The following is a 15,964-nucleotide window of genomic DNA, read 5'->3' on the forward strand; positions in this document are numbered from 1 at the left end:
GGATGGTCAATCTGTCGCGCATCCATTTCCCGGTCACAACGTTGGGGCCTGGCCGAAGGATCGGGATCTGGTTTCAAGGCTGTTCGATCCGCTGCCCAGGATGCATCTCCATGGACACCTGGGCGCACGGACGAGGAACGACGACCGTAGAGGACGTCGTCGAGGCAGTCTCGCCATGGCTTTCGACCGCCGACGGGATCGCGATTTCGGGTGGCGAGCCCTTCGATCAGCGCGAGGCGTTGTTCGATCTTCTGGCACGCCTTAAAAGTCGAACCAAGGCGGACATCCTGGTCTTTACCGGCTACCCGTGGACCGCGATCTCTGAAGCGCTAGCCACGTCGCCATCTCTCATCGACGCGGTCGTTTCCGGACCGTTCGATATTGATGAAAAGCAAACCCTCGCGCTTCGTGGCAGCGACAATCAGGAGCTGCACCTCATGACGCCCCTGGGCCGCGCTCGGTTCGCGAGTTTCGACCGGCCGATCGATGAAAGAGATCGCACCTTCGACGTTATGTTCGACGATAATGGCGACGTCTGGCTCGCAGGCATTCCTGCTCGCGGCGACTTCCGGCGCCTTCGAAATATGCTCGAAGGCGGCGGAGCGACGCTGGGAATTTCGGAAGATACACGTTTCCCCTCTGTTTAGAATTTTACTGATGATCAGACTTTGCCCGAACTGCAATACCGAACGCCCCGTCAGCGAGATCTTTTGCGAAGGCACGTTGAACGGCCAAACCTGCGGCTGGGACCTGTCGGCGGTCGATATAACGCCGGCCGGATCGGCGAGACCAAGACCAGATCCAGCTGTAATTCCTCTTCCGAGCGCCCCGACCTGCCGAAGCGGTCATCAGGGCTCTCCCGGCGACCTGATCTGTAGCTTATGCGGCGAGCCGATCATCGAAGGGGGCGAGGCGCCCTCACCGACCGAGCCCATTCCGACACCACCGCCCGCGCCAGCGCCCGGCCACGAAACGATCGTGGACGGTTGGCATCTGCAGGATCGGATCGCCTCGTCCAGCACAGTTCGCGAGCGCTTCGTCGCCACGCGCGCCTCAGACGGACAGCGAGGAATACTCACGCTTTACGCTATAGGCTCGGAACCGGACCAAGCGATCTACGATTTGCTCTTAAAGCTTCCTCGAGATCACGTCCCGGAATTCTTCGCAACCGGTCGCTGGCAAGACCGCGCCTACGAGGTCGCGGAGGAATTCAAGGACGGCACTCTGACGGATTTTGCCGTCGATCCAGCCGATCCGGCGTCTCTTGCAACGTTAGTCGGCGAGCTCGCCAAGGCCGTTCACGCTCTCACCGAAGCCGGATTGCGACACAGGGATCTGCGCCCTTCCGTGGTCTTCGTGCGGTCAAAAGAGCCACTTGACCTCGTCATCGGGGGCTTCGGCTCGGCACGGCTCTCCGAATTCGACCTCGATATCGTGTCTCCGCTTGAAACCACTCGCTATATGGCGCCCGAGGCGATCGCGGGCGGCGTCGCCCCGGCTTCCGACTGGTGGAGCATGGGGATGATCTTGTTGGAGAAGATCACCCAAGGCGCGTGCTTCGCAGGCATCAATGAGCAGGCCTTTCTGATCCACATTCTCACCAACGGCATACACCTCCCCGAAAGCCTGGATGAGCGGATCAACACGTTGCTGCGCGGCCTGTTGGCGCGTGACAGGCGTCAGCGCTGGCAGTGGAAGGAAGTTCAGGCGTGGCTACGCGGAGAAAGCGTATCAGCGCCAGCGGCCGATACAGCGGGCGACACAGAGGGCGGGAGCTCGATTTCGCTGGGCGGCAAACAATATCGATCTGCAAACATGTTCGCATTGGCAGCGGCGGAAGCTGCGAACTGGGACCAAGCCAAGGCGCTTGTCCTCAGAGGCGCCGTTGCAAGCTGGACTTCGGAGGCCGGCTTCGAAGCGGCCGTTGCGGCAGGTCTTCGGCAAATTCTGCGGACTGAGGACCTTCAGGAGGATTTGAAGCTCTCCATCTCCCTTAAAACCCTCAATCCGTCGATGCCTCTGATCGTCAGAGGCAATATCGTCACACCGGGCTGGCTGCTCGACCATCCGAGCGACGGTTACCGTCTGATCACAGGTCCTGCACCCGACCTGTTGCGGAAGATTGATCCGGACGATTGGCTCTGGCGCCTGAAGGTCCGCTCGGACACGGTTCGTAAGCGACTGGACCAACTCGAAATCGCGGTCGATGAGGATGCTCTGCGCGTTCACCTGCTGTCGACCTCTATGGCCCGCCTGGCCGCGCTCTGGGAAGAACGGCGAAAGCTTTTCCCGATACCGACCACGCCGGCGTAGCAGCGCTCACTGAGCGCCGCATTTCGGCGGAAGAAGACCTCGTCATCCTGCTCAGCGCGACCTCGAACCAGTTCCGCTCGGTCGCCGAGGTCATCGAAGAAGCAGAAAAGGAAGCGTCGACGGCCGGGCTCGGCAACTTTTCGGCAGAGGAGGCGACAACGCTCCTCGGCCGCCCACGTCGCGAGATCTACCAGGCGATTGAAGAGCGCATTCAAAACTTCGCCAGATGCGGCATCAAGGAAATCGACGAGTGGGCGGATCAGTTTCGCCTGGACAGACGAATGCCCTTAGGGCGCGCGCTCGCCCTTCTTTGTGTGCCCGCCGAGACGTGGAGAGCGCTTCCGAAGCAAGGCTATGTGTCAACGATCTTGGACTTCTTCGCCAAACGGATTTCAGGCGGCGTGTTGCGCGGACCACTGACGCGCATGCTGATCGGCAAGTCGGCCAGGATCGATCTCACAGAACTCGATACGTCCAGAGTGCCGGCAGCTGAGATTCTCGACCAACTGCTTGGTCGTACGCACCGGACCGTGAACGTCGATCCGGCGGCTTTCGCCGATGACGACGGGCTTGAGCGAAGGTTGCGCTCCTTGCACTCCCATGCATTGCTCTACAGGCGTGATACCGGCATCGATGGTTTGTTCATGGGATTTCCGTTCCTGATCATGCGCGATCATCGGCCGAACGCGAGACCGCGGATTGCGCCGGTTCTGCTGTGGCCGGTGCGCGTCAATCCGGAGGTCGGAAACCGCGGTCATGTCACTTTAGGTTATGGGCGCGAGAAAATTCAGATACCGAGATCGAGCATGTTCTCGTCAATCCCGCTCTCGAAGGAATGGTCGGCATTCCCGAGGCGAGACGTTGGCAGGAAGCGGCCAACGAGCTCCTGACCCATGCAAGCTTGTCCGTCCAGGCGGTGATGGACGCCTTCAGCCGATTGGCCAAGCCTATCGGCAACGAATTGGTTGCGCTTCCCGGAAAGGACGTCGAAGTCGGCGTGCAAGAACGGCAGCTGGTGCCAGCAGCCGTGCTGTTCCATCTGGCCTTCATGGGCCAGGCGGTGATGAAGGATCTCGAGACCCTCCGGGGCTTGCCGCCGACGGCCACGGCACTCGAGGCCGCCCTGCGCCTGAACGAACAGCAGGCGGCGCCTTCGGCGCTCCCTACGGTGAAAGAGACCGACCGGTACTTTACTGCGGATAGTGATCCCTCGCAGGAGGCGGCCGTCCTCGAAGCACGTCAGGGCCCGGGACTGGTGATCGAAGGACCTCCCGGAACCGGCAAGAGCCAGACCATCGTCAACATGGTCGCGGACGCCATCGGCACGGGAAAATCCCTCCTCGTGATCTGCCAGAAGCAAGCCGCTCTCGAGGTGGTCCGCAAGCGCTTGGATAAGGAACGCCTGACGGATCGCTTCGTCATGATCACCGATGCCCATCGCGATCGTGAGCCGATCGTCGGCGCAATGCGTTCGCAGGTCCAGGCTTTGCACAACCTGTCTCCCGGAGGGTCTCCAGCCTGGAAGCGAGAGCGCGATCGTCTCGCGGCTCGCATCGAGACGCTCGAGATGGAGCTGGACCGTCGCCAGGTAGCACTTCATTCCGTGGATGATCGAACCGGATTGTCCTATCGAACGCTGCTCGGCGAACTGCTCGAGATCGAAGATGGTAGCCCGAAACCCATTGACGCTCCTGAACTCCGCCCTTTGCTGGCAGATCTGCATCCCGCGGACGTGGCGAGGATCGAGGAGAATTGCGGCCCGCTCGCGAAATTCTGGCTTCCGTCGAAATTTGAAGACAATCCTCTGTCCGCCCTCAAGCCGTTCAATCCCGATCGAGGAACCGCGGCCGCGCTTGCCTTGCACCTGCAGGCATTTTTGCAAGCCGACGCGCGGCGGGAGCAGACCGACGCTGAGACGGCGAATTGTCTGAAAATATCGGATGCGGCGGAATTTCGGTCCTGGCTCGCCGAAGCCGATGAGCTCCGCTCGATCAGCGATTCGGTCTGCGCAAATCTCGCTCGGTTGCGGCCGCTGTTTCGGAACGTCGAGGATGGGACATCGGAAGCTGCGCGCATTCTCGAGGGCCTATCAGCGATTAAAGAAATCTTCTCATCGCTCGACGGCCCGTCCTACAAACCGAACTTTTGCTCCAAGCTCATCGCCTTCAATGAGGAAGAGCTCTGCTCTGCCGGGGAACTCGCGGGCCAAGTTCGCTTGCCGGCAAGCGCCCTACAATGGCTCAACCCGCTCCATTGGCTGCGAACGCGCCGTGTACGCCAGCTCCTTGCGTCATTGCAGCTCCCGCAAGATAACGACGCCATCAGCTCGTTGCATTATGCGGTCGAGCTCGAATTGGCCATACGCCGACCGAGGCACGAACTCGAGCAATATTTCACGATCCTGTTCGGCCGTGCCCCCAATCTGGATTTGTCGCCCGGTAAGCTCGCCGATTTCGCCGAGCGCCTCGGCTCGTTCCTCAATGGTCTGGGAGGTCATAATTCGCTCATCGATCGGTGCCCCGACCGGCTTGAGCTCGAGAGAGCGCTCTCGGCCGGAACGACCGAGGAGCTCGGCACGTTCTTTCAGCGGACTGAACTCGCGCTCAGAAGGCATGACACGCGAGAGGAGAGCCGCGCAGCCTTGGACAGGCTCAGGGTCTATTTCGACGAACTGTGGCTTGGAGCGAGACGCTCGGCGGTCGAGAATGGTCGCTCTAATGCGAGCGCCATTGACCAGATCGTGCAGGCTCTGCCGATGCTGAGCAGCTACCAGGAATATCGACTTCGCTCTTCGCGCCTGGACGACAAGGAGCGCGCCATTTTCGCAACACTCAGGTCCCGGGAGTCTGAGCTCGCAGAACTGGCTGCCGAAGGCCTCGACGCCTGCATTCGCGCCACCATAGGCCACGAGGCCCGTTTGGCATGGAAGGCCGATATGGAGGGTGCGAATCCTGACGTCTTGTTCGACGCCGACGAGCTAGATGCGAAGGTAAAATCGCTCGCAGAAGCTGACGCGCAGATCCGGCAGTACAACCGGGATCTTCTCGTCCAAGGTATCGATGCAGCAAAAGTGCGTCCGACCGGCGAGTGGGACGCCATCGCCAGGCGGCGTGGCCCGAGAGCGCTAAGATTGCGCGAATTCATCGATCGCGCCGCTCCGCTCGGTCTTTTCGCGCTCCGGCCGGTCTGGCTCATGACGCCAGACGTCGCGAGCCGCGTTCTGCAACCTCGCGCGGGACTCTTCGATACCGTCATCTTTGACGAGGCTTCGCAGATGCCAGTTGAGTATGCGCTGCCCTCTCTGTTCCGCAGCAGGCTCGTCGTCGTTAGCGGCGACGAAAAGCAGATGCCACCGACCTCCTTCTTCGCCAGCAAGGTCGAGAACGACGAAGCGGCAATATTCGACGGCGAAGAACCAGAAGAAGGAGCCAGCGAGGAGGAACGCGAAGCCTTCGCGGAGACGTGGAATCGCAGGGAGATCAAGGACTGTCCCGACCTCCTCCAACTCGCCCGCTCCGTGCTTCGGACCCGTACTCTGCAGGTGCACTATCGTTCGAAATATCGGGAGCTGATATCATTCTCGAACGCATCGTTCTACGCCAACGGCCTCAGCGTCCCCGTTCGCCATCCCGTAGAGACAATCCGCAGGCTCAAGCCGATCGAAGTCGTGCGCTCGGACGGCACTTACAAGGCCCAGACGAACCAAAAGGAAGCCAGCGATGTCGTACAATATCTATCGGAGCTTTGGGAGGATTCATCGCCACCCTCGGTCGGTGTCGTTACATTCAACCGCAAGCAGGCCGACGCCATAGAAGATGCTTTGGAAGATCGCGCCGAAAACGATGCAGCGTTCCGAGAGGCATTGATGCGCGAGCGCGAACGTATCGAGCATGGCGAGGACATGGGCTTTTTCGTCAAGAATGTGGAGAACGTGCAAGGCGATGAACGTGATATCATCGTTTTCTCCACGACATTCGGCCGCAACGAACACAGCGTTTTCCGCAAGAGCTTCGGTGCGCTAGGCCACGCCGGCGGCGAGCGCCGCCTGAATGTTGCGGTAACACGTGCGAGAGAAAAGGTGGTCATCGTCACATCCATGCCGATATCGGAGATATCGGACCTGTTGACGAGGCGTAGTGGTCCCAGGGTGCCGCGCGATTATCTGCAAGGCTACCTCGAATATGCCAGGACGGTATCCGAGGGTCTTGCAAACTCCGGAAAGACGCTCCTGGACCGGATGGTAACCGAACCACGTCCCCACCACGAAGCTGGACATCATGAGGATGACGGCTTCACCAGGTCCGTCGAAGCCTTTCTGGAAGCGAATGGCTATAAGCCCAGTCGGGCTCGCGATGGCGGCGCATTCAGCCTTGATTTTGCCGTGACTGATCCCCGGACCGGCCTCTATGCCATAGGCGTGGAATGCGATGCACCGCGACATCATTTGCTTCAAAGAGCTCGTGCTCGCGAGATCTGGCGTCCCAACGTGTTGGGAAGAGCCGTTCCTTATGTCCATAGAGTTTCGTCGTATGCTTGGACTCATGCTGGAGACGCCGAACGCCTCCGGCTCAAGAACGCTGTCGACCACGCGCTTCGTGGGGGAGGATTGCAATGAGCGGACCCAAAGCCTTCAGGATCGTTACCCGAGCCGAGATCATCGCCATCTGCCAGCGCAACCTGGCGCGGCTTGACGCCGCGATCGAAAGCTGGACCTCCGCCGGCAGACGCAACGGAACGATCGAGCAGAAGGACATCGACAAAGTCATAGTCCGGCGAGATGAGCTTCGTCGCCTGCTCGAGGCCGATCGTTTCATCGAACTCCAGAAACAGGTTGCCGCCGAGATCGCCTTCCTTCAGGCGGATTCCGGGCGCCGGGTCGAAAGAGCTGCCGAAATGGCGGCCCGTTCGAACCGCGAATTAAGGCGCTCGAAAGCGGCAGCCGAGGCGCTGCTACAGAGACTGCAAGCTCTGAAAGTCGAGATTCCCGCCAATATTCAAAGCGAGCTCAGTGGCTTGGCGGCATCTTCCGAGCGCTTGGAAGCGGCCATGGCAAAGGCGCTGTTGCTGCTTCCTTCTAAGGCGGCACCGGATAGCGCGACAGACCGGCAACGCGAGCTTGCCAGTCGCCTGGGCGCCGGCGAACGGCGCGTCACCCTGCAGGAATGGATTGCCGGGCAAGCTCAGGGGATGGAGGATCCCGCCTTGGGACGCGTCGATGCTCTTCTCGGCGAGTTGCGTGGGCTTGGCATCGATCCCTCCCCATTCTCGGACCGTGTCGCGCTCATGGAAGCAGAGGCACCGGCTCGAAGATCTCTTATCGCAGATAGCCTTCTGTTGGACCTGGCCGCGGCCGTGAAGGATGGCCGCGCTAAGGCGCGACTAGCCGACGAGCTCCGGGCACGACGCGCCGAGCTTTCCGTGATGAAGTCAGCGGAGGCTCCCTCGCTGGTGACCGAAATCGAGGAAGCCCTCGCCTCCCCATTGCCCAGCAATGGGCAAGAACTCGTCAAACGCGCCGACGTTCTCATCGAGGAAGAATTCAAGGCGATGGCCGCGGCGGAGCGCAGGCGCGCGGTGCTCGAAGGTCTTGCCAGCCTAGGATACGAAGTATCGGAGGGAATGGCGACCGCCTGGGTCCAGAACGGCCAGATTGTCATTCGTAAGGCGGCAACTCCTGGCTACGGAGTAGAGCTGTTGGGCGGATCGAGATCGGATCTCCTCCAGGTGCGCGCCGTAGGTATCGGCAGCTCGGCCGAAGCTCGCGATGCGAAACGTGACCACGACATTGAAACGATCTGGTGCGGTGAGTTCGATCGCCTGAAGGGGTTGGTCGCTAAAGCAGGCGGGAACGTTACTATGGAATTCGCAAGGCCGGTCGGGCAATTCCCTTTGAAGTTCGTCCCAGATCCGGGTGCAAGCCAAGAAGCAGAGGTTGTTGAAAGATCACATCGAGCACGACCGATCAGCCCCCCTCATTAGCCATTTGCAGGTACCCAGCCACTAACGAAGAAGGTGATCACGCGGATGCTGGCGAAGATCGGAAAGCTCGTAGCATCTCTTTTGCGCAGCCGAGAGCTTTTGCGGCGGTCGTTTGCTTCACATCGAAAGCCGGTCGCACGTCGAACTTAGCGGCCAACCCATTACAAACATCCTCTGGTCCGTAGCTCGGCTCCCAAGCTACTTTACCGGCTCGAAGGGCACATTGATAGGATCGTTGTAAATTTCTGATCCGAGAAACGTCAAGCGTTATAGCGAACAGCGCCGCTCGGGCGACTTCATAATCTAAGAAGCTCCTATAGGCCGCGTGCGGAGCTCCTCAGGAGGATACTTCCAAAAATGAGCGGCGATCACTCATAAGCAAAATAGTAGGGCACGGCGCGCCATTTTCCGAATCTGTGAGGAGGTTGCATTTTTTCCGCACTCTTCCCCGGCATAACGCCGAAATCCGGCGAACGTTGCGAGTCGCTGCGGTAGCTTGGCGAAAGTTCGGCGTACCTTGCAAATAATCTTCTCGGCCTCAGCAGGAAGAAAGTGGCCGATGGGCCGCCGGCCGGCTGTGTCACCGCATTGGGGCGACCAATATAACCGTCGGCAGTGGGATTGGTCTGCATTTTTGGCAGTTGGAGCCATCTGGCATGCGGCGACCACTCCTGTCCAGGTGAGATTGGATGATGTGCTGTGCGGCGGTCTTCCTAAACACTATGGAGTTACGCCAATTTTTCGAACCAAGACAGGGTCGTTCCAGTTGAATGAATCAATTAACACACGTAAGCTCTCTGGCTGCAAATAGTCATCGCCAATAGTTTTGAAATGCTTATAGCCGAGGTGGCGCCTTCGATAGGCGATCCCCTGCCCAATTCCCGTCGAGACCTTTTCATGACTTCACCAGAAGCCGTAGACGTCCTGATTCTAATCGCCCTGACGGAAGAAGCAGAGACGTTTCACGATTTACTGTTTCATAAGCTCAAGGAGGAGCCTCGACTGGGCATTTTTCCGTATCACTCCTTTGAATACGAAGACGCGAACGGCACCTCCCGGCGTGGCGCGTTGGTGAGCGTGGGCGAAATCGGCCTGCGAATCCGGGACGCGGCGCTTCGCTTTTCGGAGAAATTCTCACCCAAGCTGGTGTTGAACGTCGGCATTTCGGGCCGAATAAAGGACGCTCGGGTCGGTGATGTCGTCGTACCCACTCACATCAATGTTATTGATTACCGCGCAGCTGCGCAGGATGACGAAAAGAATGGGTATGAAATACTTCCCGGCGGCAAACCTGCCCCCGTGAGCATCAGTGCCGGATACGTCGTAAACTCAGTCCCATTCAAGAAGAAGAACAAGCTCCCCAGCATTGACAATTTCGCCAAACGAACGGGTTACACCCTCACCCCAAATGAGCGACGGAAGCTGAAAGATTGGGATGGCGTCAAGGACCTTGCCAAGACTTCCGACCGTGGTGAGCGGCCCTTTTGCAGTCAGCAATCTGCTGATCAAATCAGCGCGCTTCAAAGAGTACGTATTGAAGAACGCGGATCGCAACTACGTTGCCGCCGATATGGAAAGCGGGCTTATTGCGGATGGGTTGCTTACGTTGACACCGGCGCCGCCATTTTATGCAATCAGAGCTATCAGTGACCCGGCCACAACAAAGAAGCCGGAATACGATGCGATCGGCGACGGACTCATCCGCCGCTGGGCGATGTCGAATGCACTGGATACGGTCAAATTACTCATCGCTGAGCCAAGTCTCTTTGGAGACGAGCGAAAGCTGAGCGGAGTTGGTGGCGTCCCGGAAGACTACAGTCCAGAGTATCCAGGACAACGAATACTAGGCGCTCCCTCCACTTCCGATTTCGACGATCGTTTTTCGAATATGCGCGTTACCGTCTCGAAAAGAGATCATGGTGAGACCGTTCTTCCAGTTCGGTTTTCGAAGCTCTTGAGCGAAATATTGGAAAAGCCCAGAGCCGGGTCGTTCCTGGTCCAGGGGCGCGGCGGCGGCGGAAAGACGGCGCTCCTGCGAGCCCTCCAGCTTTCAGTTAACGATGCGCGCGAAGGACCCAAAACTGTGTTCCTCGACGCCCGCAAAATAATCAAGGAAGCCGCATCGGGCGATGCCGCTTCGGTACTTCGAAGACGTGTCGATCGGGATGCTCCCGGCCTGATCGACACAAAGGACAACGTCATCGTTTTTCTGGATGGGTTGATCGGAACGGACAGCGAGCGCCCGATCATCGAGGCGCTTTCTCAGCTGCTCGCCCGCAACGAGCCAACGCTGGTGCTCGCGTTCGGCCTTGATCATTATGAACTCCAAGCGGACTCAAATGATTACCCTCCGACGCCTTACCTTCACAACAGAAAGCACGACCGTACGGTCGACCTGAAAGCGATCTCAGTAAACGACGACGCTTTAGCAACAGCGGTTATTGGCGGTATCGTCCGAACGAGTGGAACGAGCACGAGCGAGTCACCTGAGGCGATCCTTGCTGCGCTTCGAGCGCTCGGGTTTCTTTATCTCAATCATTTCGTGGTATCCATATATCTACACAATGCCGGGAAGATGGCGTTCGAAGGCAAGAACAGCTCGGCCTTTGTGATCCAATCGATGCAAAACCTCTACGGCGACCTCTACGGCCGCTTCACGAGCCGGCAGTTCAACCTGCTTTGCGTAGCAGCTCTGCGGTCTTACTGCCGGATCCTGGTGAGAAGTGCCGGATCTCCAGAGCTTGCGACCGCGCATGACCGATACGAGAGCGACTTCGCGCTTTTTCCACGCATTGTCCAAACCGCACTGATCGCCAAGGCTGTCGTCTATATCCTTGGTGAATTCAACAATCCCAAGAGTAGCAGCGCGATCTTCAAGTCTACGGGTATTAACGAGGAGCTTTTTCTATCATTGGTGTTTGGCAACGACGTCAACAGCGCCGTCAAGGATCTCATGGCCGACCAACGCGTCGAGGACGCGGTGCTATCCGCCGCGCACAAGATCTCGGACACCCTCGAGCCGGCTTCACTTTCCTATGCTTTGTATCTTTTCGGACGTGCGCGCTCGGAACGGGGCAGGCTTCGGGCCGAAAAAGCTTTCGACACAGCCGCTCAAGTGTTGCTGGATCCAGGCACAATATCGCCGAGCGAACAGACCAAATTCTGGCGGCTCGCAAGGCGCTCGCTCTATATCAGCCGCTCGCTAAACGGCGACAAGAAAGCAACCGACTCATACATTGCCGCCGTCATCAGCGATCCCTCTGAAGATCGCTTGAACCGGAGCTTTCATCTCGAATACTACCGTGATCACAATGCCACAGGCGTCACAGTGGCGCTCGACCATGAAGATAGAGGAGGTAATTGGCGTCGTACTCGCCAATTACTTGGACGACGGATAGAGGCCGCGATAAGCAGCGGAACGACAGGCGAATACGATCGAATCTGCCATTCTGACGTATTTTTCGCTAGTCCGGTATCGTCATGAACTCGCAAAACTATCAACAGAACAACGGGAACAGGAGGCGGGTCTCATAAAGAGGCTCCTGGCCAGCAACGTGACGTTGGGCCCAGAGCTTTCAGCCTTTCTAATCATGGTTGAACACGCACTTTCGCGCGACCTCTACTCAAGCCTTGATGCGGTGGTTGAGCTATTTGCCACAAAAGCAATACCGCGGATCGGCTGGGTTGATCGCCAGATGACGTCCGAAAAGCAGGTCGTGGAAAGTGTCGCTTCGCATGTCTATGGTGCGATGCTTCTCGTCGACCTTCTGAGCGAACGACTGACGCCGAAACTCGATCCAAAAGAAACAACCCAGATCATCCGGATCCTTCTGTATCACGATATCGCAGAGGCCTACATCGGCGACTACCGCCCTACCGACGGCGAGACGAAGTCAAAGGAGATACCAGCGATGCATCGCATCGCCGCGCTAGCTACCTATCAGCATTTACCTGGCCTGGCCGCCTCGTTCAGTCAGTTTCAAAGGTTTGAGACAGGGGCCGATCGGTGCGCGAGCTTGGCTCGCGATTTTGACAAGCTGGACGCGGTTTTCCAGGCGCTTGTCTATGCTAACCATTTTCCAACGCTCGATAATCGACGACAATTCGTCACTGGCAATAAGGAGCGGATTTCAGATCCAACCCTTCGCGAGATCGCGGACGAGATCTGGCGCCGCATTGAAAAAATGCCATTGAAGGCCACAGCCGCCTGCTGATGAAGTTGCATGATCCGACGTACGCTAATCGCTGTGCCCTTCGAATCCAAGACAGCGAGTGGCGGCGGCCGGCCAACACCTCTCGCGGGCCTGACACCTGATCGCTCTGCCTCGGTTATTCACTCCGATTGGCTGCAGAAGCCGCGAACTCGTTGATAACGTCCGCAACGTCATCAAGCGCGCGAAGCAGGTTCTTTACCCAATGCAACTCAACGTTTAGCTTATTGAAATATTTGGGGGCTGATACATGCGTTGCGATAAAGCCTTTTCGCTCTTGGTAGCATTTTCACTTGCGGGCTGCGGAACTCAACTGCCTGACTTGACCAGCCAGCAGGTACTTCCTCGGGACCGATTGATCGGCGCAATACACTGCGAACTCGCCGACGCCATCCGGGAACAGTTTCTTCACAGGACCGATCGCCGTTTCCTGATCGACTGGCAAGCTGCTTACACAATTACACTCAAAGGCAACGAGACCGGCGCACTCGCAGCAGATGCCAACAAAATTCCGATTCCCTTCGATAGGGGGGCCTCTTCCGTCCTCATCTCAGCCGGTGCCGATGTTAAGGGCACAGCAAACCGCACCGCGGTCCTCAAATTCAGCCTGAACGTCTCGGATATCGATCTTCATGCGGCACCTTGCGCCGAGACTTATGCAACAGGAACTCATCCTTTTCTGCGCGGCAACATCGGCTTTGGTCAATGGCTCAACGAGGCGCTCGATACGAGCATCTCGGATGGCTTCATCGCAAGCCATCCTGACCGCCTCACCAGTGTCGGCCATACGTTCCAATTCGTCGTGCTTGCGACGGCCGGCGTCAATCCGACGTTCACGATCGCGCCACGGCCGATAACGATTAACCCATCTGTCGGCGTGTCGCGGGAGGAAGACAACAGTGTCGACGTCGTGTTGGCCAAGAAGTCGTCCGGGGGCAGCGGCACCACGACTGTCTCAAAGGTAAAAACGCCCGAACAGGTTAGGAAGGTCGAACAGTACAGAAGGGAAAATGAGGACGCCCGGCAGACGATTGCTCAGGCGGATGCCTATTTCGATACTGCGGACGGCCGTCGGCTTGCACAGCTTCAGGCACAGATAAAAGGCAAGGAAGCAGCGATCACTAGTCTCGGTGTTGCTTTACCGAGCGGGCTGGCGGCGCCCAATAATCTGGAGGTGCCGAACGACCTAGCCGCTCCGCTAGCGGAGAAGGCTCGACGCGAATTCTCGGAGCTGCAGGGCCTCGAGAATCAGTTTGCGACAACTGGAGGGGCCGAACTGGAAAGGAAGCAACGCGAGCGAACGACAGGCGAGAATACGATCGCCGAGAACCAAGGGAGGATCCAGGCAATCGAGTCGAACCCGAAGGGGGTACGTGTCACGCGCGCCCCAGCTCCGGCCCTTCCGCCTTCGGAGAACACCAACATTGCCACGACCCAGTTGCAACTGACGCTAGAGCGCGTCATCGGGAACAAATTCAGCGGCTTCTAGGCTGCAACCTCGGTCCCTTAGGGAAGCAGATACTCAACGCGCCGAGTTCTGAACCGCCCAGACGAAATCGGTCTTCGTTTGGCCCGCAAATAGCTGATCGGCCGGATCGATCCATCCGTTGGGATGATACGTCAACGGATATGGGACGCCCGGGACCGTCGCGCGCGCATGGCAGGACATGCAGTTAGAAGATGTGCCTTCGCTCAGGCCCGGCTCCAGGTAGGGGTTGAAGCAGACGATCGGTTTTCCGTTGCGATCGTTTGCTGGAAGAACGACCGAGTCCGCAATGCACATGGCATAGTTGCGCCAAGGACCGACTATAGTGTTGCTATCAGGCATGTCATCGACCGAACCTGGAAATTTGTTCGGCGGGTTCTTCCCATCCTGCCACCAGAATGTCTGCCAGGTCCAATTGGCGATTTCCTTTGTAGTCACGTGCATCGCGACGGCGACCTGATAATCTCCAGCTTCGAGGGCCGTGGGTCCGCTGAGACCCAAAGAGGCCGAAACTGCGGCTGCTCGAGCGGAGTCCAATTGAATCGCATAGAAGCGATCGAGCCCAACGACTTGCGCGTCGATTTGCGTGCCGTTGCAATCAATCTTTGTCTGCCCGGAACCGTTATTCGTCGGATCGACTGCGACACACTTGGTCCACGTGTTCACAGTCGGATTGTTCGGATTCGAACTGCTGCCAGGCCCATCCCAAATGGGAATGGCGGTCAGACCTTTCGCCTTTACAGGAAGGAAAACGATTTTCAGATCGACGGCCGCTGCGGGAAAGTCCAGGATCTTGCGATCGGCGATCTTTGCGCCGATCTTGTCGAAATAGGTGTTTAGCTTCAACAAATCGGCTCTTCTATTGTATCGAACGGTGCCTCCGGAATTGTCCGGCATCGGGTGTTGGGCCGCGACGAACCCGGCAGCATCCGGGCTCAGCTTCACGAAAGCGAGCAATCTGGTTCTGTCGGCATCAGTCGCTAGCTGCAGCGACAATCCTTGCGGTGCGTTGAGGAACTCGTGACGAAGCTGGCGGAGTGGTGAGAATGGTCGCAAAATCCGCTCCTCTCCGGCTGCAGCAGGAGCCGCTAAGGTTGAGAACGCCTCCTCTTCCGATAACCACGTTTCCCAGATGGGAAGCGTTTGCCCTTGATATGATTGCGTCGATCTTGCTGTGAGGCCGGCCCACAGTTTCCAGGCATGCGCACGCAACGCAGCAATATCGTTGGCGGCAACGTGCCCATCGATGACGGAGCTCGCGAGCGGAAATTCGGCCGGCGGCAAACCCAGTGGCTCGGGCCTGATGCTTTGCTGAGCGCTGAGCTCGCTTGGTAGCGTGGTATAAAGTAGGCCGGCGATCAAGGCCGGTACAAATTTGCGCATTTTTGTCGCTCCAAGTCGATGAAGGAGTTCGAAGACTTCGGTGCTGAAGTGCCGGGCAGCAGAGTTGCTCAACTCACTTGTTAAAGGGAGATGACAGCCGGTTATCGAAAACCGCGATCGAGGGGATATCCTTCAGCAGGCTCTTCACGGTGCTCGCATCGATTGTCGTGATCTTCGCCTTATCTTGGGGCGCCACGCTCGGCTTCGGTGTGACGTCCAGCTTGAAGGTGTCCTCTCCGATCGGCTTGAGATCACATTTCAGGTTTCCGCAGTTATTGTCGAGTGCCCACTCGATGTCCGCTGTTGGTCGCACCGTCTTCAATATGAACGTTCCGCTAGCCGGTGAGGACGGAGCCGTGTCCGGCGTCGGCGTGCCGTCCGTCGAACTAGAAGATCCAGCTGGACCCGTGGAGTTCGAGTTGACGGCGGCCTGATGGACAAGTTCAAGGCGCGGCAGTTTGGTTCCGGTCCGCACGTCGACAGTGATTGGCGCTCCAGCCGTCAGACGGCTTTCTAGCTGGCTGACGCTTTCGTCGGGAAACTCCTGACGTAACAATGCAAGTGCTGCGGCGACATGGGGAGCTGCCATGGA

At 58.2% G+C, this 15,964-nt stretch carries 11 protein-coding genes; 9 read left to right on the forward strand and 2 right to left on the reverse strand.

What is annotated here, in order from left to right; translation table 11 throughout:
* Positions 1-2 precede the first annotated feature (2 nt).
* The 9 genes from ACSKB8_RS03725 to ACSKB8_RS03765 all read left to right on the forward strand — a co-directional run bounded on the left by ACSKB8_RS03725 (position 3) and on the right by ACSKB8_RS03765 (position 13,992).
* On the forward strand, positions 3-647 hold the full coding sequence (locus ACSKB8_RS03725) for a 4Fe-4S single cluster domain-containing protein (protein ID WP_438102581.1): 645 nt from the start codon (positions 3-5) through the stop codon (positions 645-647).
* A 10-nt stretch (positions 648-657) separates the two neighbouring features.
* The gene (locus ACSKB8_RS03730; protein WP_438102583.1) at positions 658-2,313 is read left to right on the forward strand and encodes a protein kinase domain-containing protein; all 1,656 of its coding nucleotides are present in this window, start codon (positions 658-660) and stop codon (positions 2,311-2,313) included.
* Between the two features lie 425 nt (positions 2,314-2,738).
* Positions 2,739-3,203: a DUF4011 domain-containing protein gene (locus tag ACSKB8_RS03735; RefSeq protein ID WP_438102585.1), complete on the forward strand. Its 465-nt coding sequence runs from the start codon at positions 2,739-2,741 to the stop codon at positions 3,201-3,203.
* The gene (locus ACSKB8_RS03740; RefSeq protein ID WP_438102587.1) at positions 3,149-6,928 is read left to right on the forward strand and encodes an AAA domain-containing protein; all 3,780 of its coding nucleotides are present in this window, start codon (positions 3,149-3,151) and stop codon (positions 6,926-6,928) included. The genes ACSKB8_RS03735 and ACSKB8_RS03740 overlap by 55 nt, the downstream gene beginning before the upstream one ends.
* Entirely contained in the window at positions 6,925-8,292 is a 1,368-nt protein-coding gene (locus tag ACSKB8_RS03745) for a hypothetical protein (protein WP_438102588.1), read from the forward strand. Before ACSKB8_RS03740 ends, ACSKB8_RS03745 begins: the two co-directional genes overlap by 4 nt.
* Positions 8,293-9,189: 897 nt before the next feature.
* Positions 9,190-9,942 carry a phosphorylase family protein gene (locus ACSKB8_RS03750; protein WP_438102590.1) on the forward strand — a complete coding sequence of 251 codons (753 nt, stop codon included), beginning with the start codon at positions 9,190-9,192 and terminating at the stop codon, positions 9,940-9,942.
* Entirely contained in the window at positions 9,827-11,776 is a 1,950-nt protein-coding gene (locus tag ACSKB8_RS03755) for a hypothetical protein (protein ID WP_438102591.1), read from the forward strand. The genes ACSKB8_RS03750 and ACSKB8_RS03755 overlap by 116 nt, the downstream gene beginning before the upstream one ends.
* A gap of 106 nt (positions 11,777-11,882) precedes the next feature.
* Complete coding sequence (locus ACSKB8_RS03760) at positions 11,883-12,506, forward strand: HD domain-containing protein (protein WP_438102592.1); 624 nt, start codon at positions 11,883-11,885, stop codon at positions 12,504-12,506.
* Positions 12,507-12,825: 319 nt separating this feature from the next.
* Positions 12,826-13,992, forward strand: coding sequence for a hypothetical protein (locus ACSKB8_RS03765; RefSeq protein WP_438102594.1), 1,167 nt, complete (start codon positions 12,826-12,828; stop codon positions 13,990-13,992).
* 33 nt (positions 13,993-14,025) lie between these two features.
* Here ACSKB8_RS03765 and ACSKB8_RS03770 read toward each other — a convergent pair whose 3' ends face one another.
* Together ACSKB8_RS03770 and ACSKB8_RS03775 are read right to left on the reverse strand one after the other, a co-directional pair.
* Complete coding sequence (locus ACSKB8_RS03770; RefSeq protein ID WP_438102596.1) at positions 14,026-15,372, reverse strand: hypothetical protein; 1,347 nt, start codon at positions 15,370-15,372, stop codon at positions 14,026-14,028.
* Between the two features lie 73 nt (positions 15,373-15,445).
* The gene (locus ACSKB8_RS03775; protein ID WP_438102598.1) at positions 15,446-15,961 is read right to left on the reverse strand and encodes a hypothetical protein; all 516 of its coding nucleotides are present in this window, start codon (positions 15,959-15,961) and stop codon (positions 15,446-15,448) included.
* Positions 15,962-15,964 lie beyond the last annotated feature (3 nt).

Origin of the sequence: Bradyrhizobium sp. BR 1432 (assembly GCF_051547705.1) — a bacterium.
In the GTDB taxonomy this organism is placed as follows: Bacteria; Pseudomonadota; Alphaproteobacteria; order Rhizobiales; family Xanthobacteraceae; genus Bradyrhizobium; species Bradyrhizobium zhanjiangense.

Coding starts and splice junctions, on each gene's coding strand:
- ACSKB8_RS03735 (WP_438102585.1), top strand. CDS start 2,739: ATGCTGATCGGCAAGTCGGCCAGGATCGATCTCACAGAACTCGATACG.
- ACSKB8_RS03730 (WP_438102583.1), top strand. CDS start 658: ATGATCAGACTTTGCCCGAACTGCAATACCGAACGCCCCGTCAGCGAG.
- ACSKB8_RS03770 (WP_438102596.1), bottom strand. CDS start 15,372: ATGCGCAAATTTGTACCGGCCTTGATCGCCGGCCTACTTTATACCACG.
- ACSKB8_RS03760 (WP_438102592.1), top strand. CDS start 11,883: ATGGTTGAACACGCACTTTCGCGCGACCTCTACTCAAGCCTTGATGCG.
- ACSKB8_RS03750 (WP_438102590.1), top strand. CDS start 9,190: ATGACTTCACCAGAAGCCGTAGACGTCCTGATTCTAATCGCCCTGACG.
- ACSKB8_RS03745 (WP_438102588.1), top strand. CDS start 6,925: ATGAGCGGACCCAAAGCCTTCAGGATCGTTACCCGAGCCGAGATCATC.
- ACSKB8_RS03775 (WP_438102598.1), bottom strand. CDS start 15,961: ATGGCAGCTCCCCATGTCGCCGCAGCACTTGCATTGTTACGTCAGGAG.
- ACSKB8_RS03725 (WP_438102581.1), top strand. CDS start 3: ATGGTCAATCTGTCGCGCATCCATTTCCCGGTCACAACGTTGGGGCCT.
- ACSKB8_RS03740 (WP_438102587.1), top strand. CDS start 3,149: ATGGTCGGCATTCCCGAGGCGAGACGTTGGCAGGAAGCGGCCAACGAG.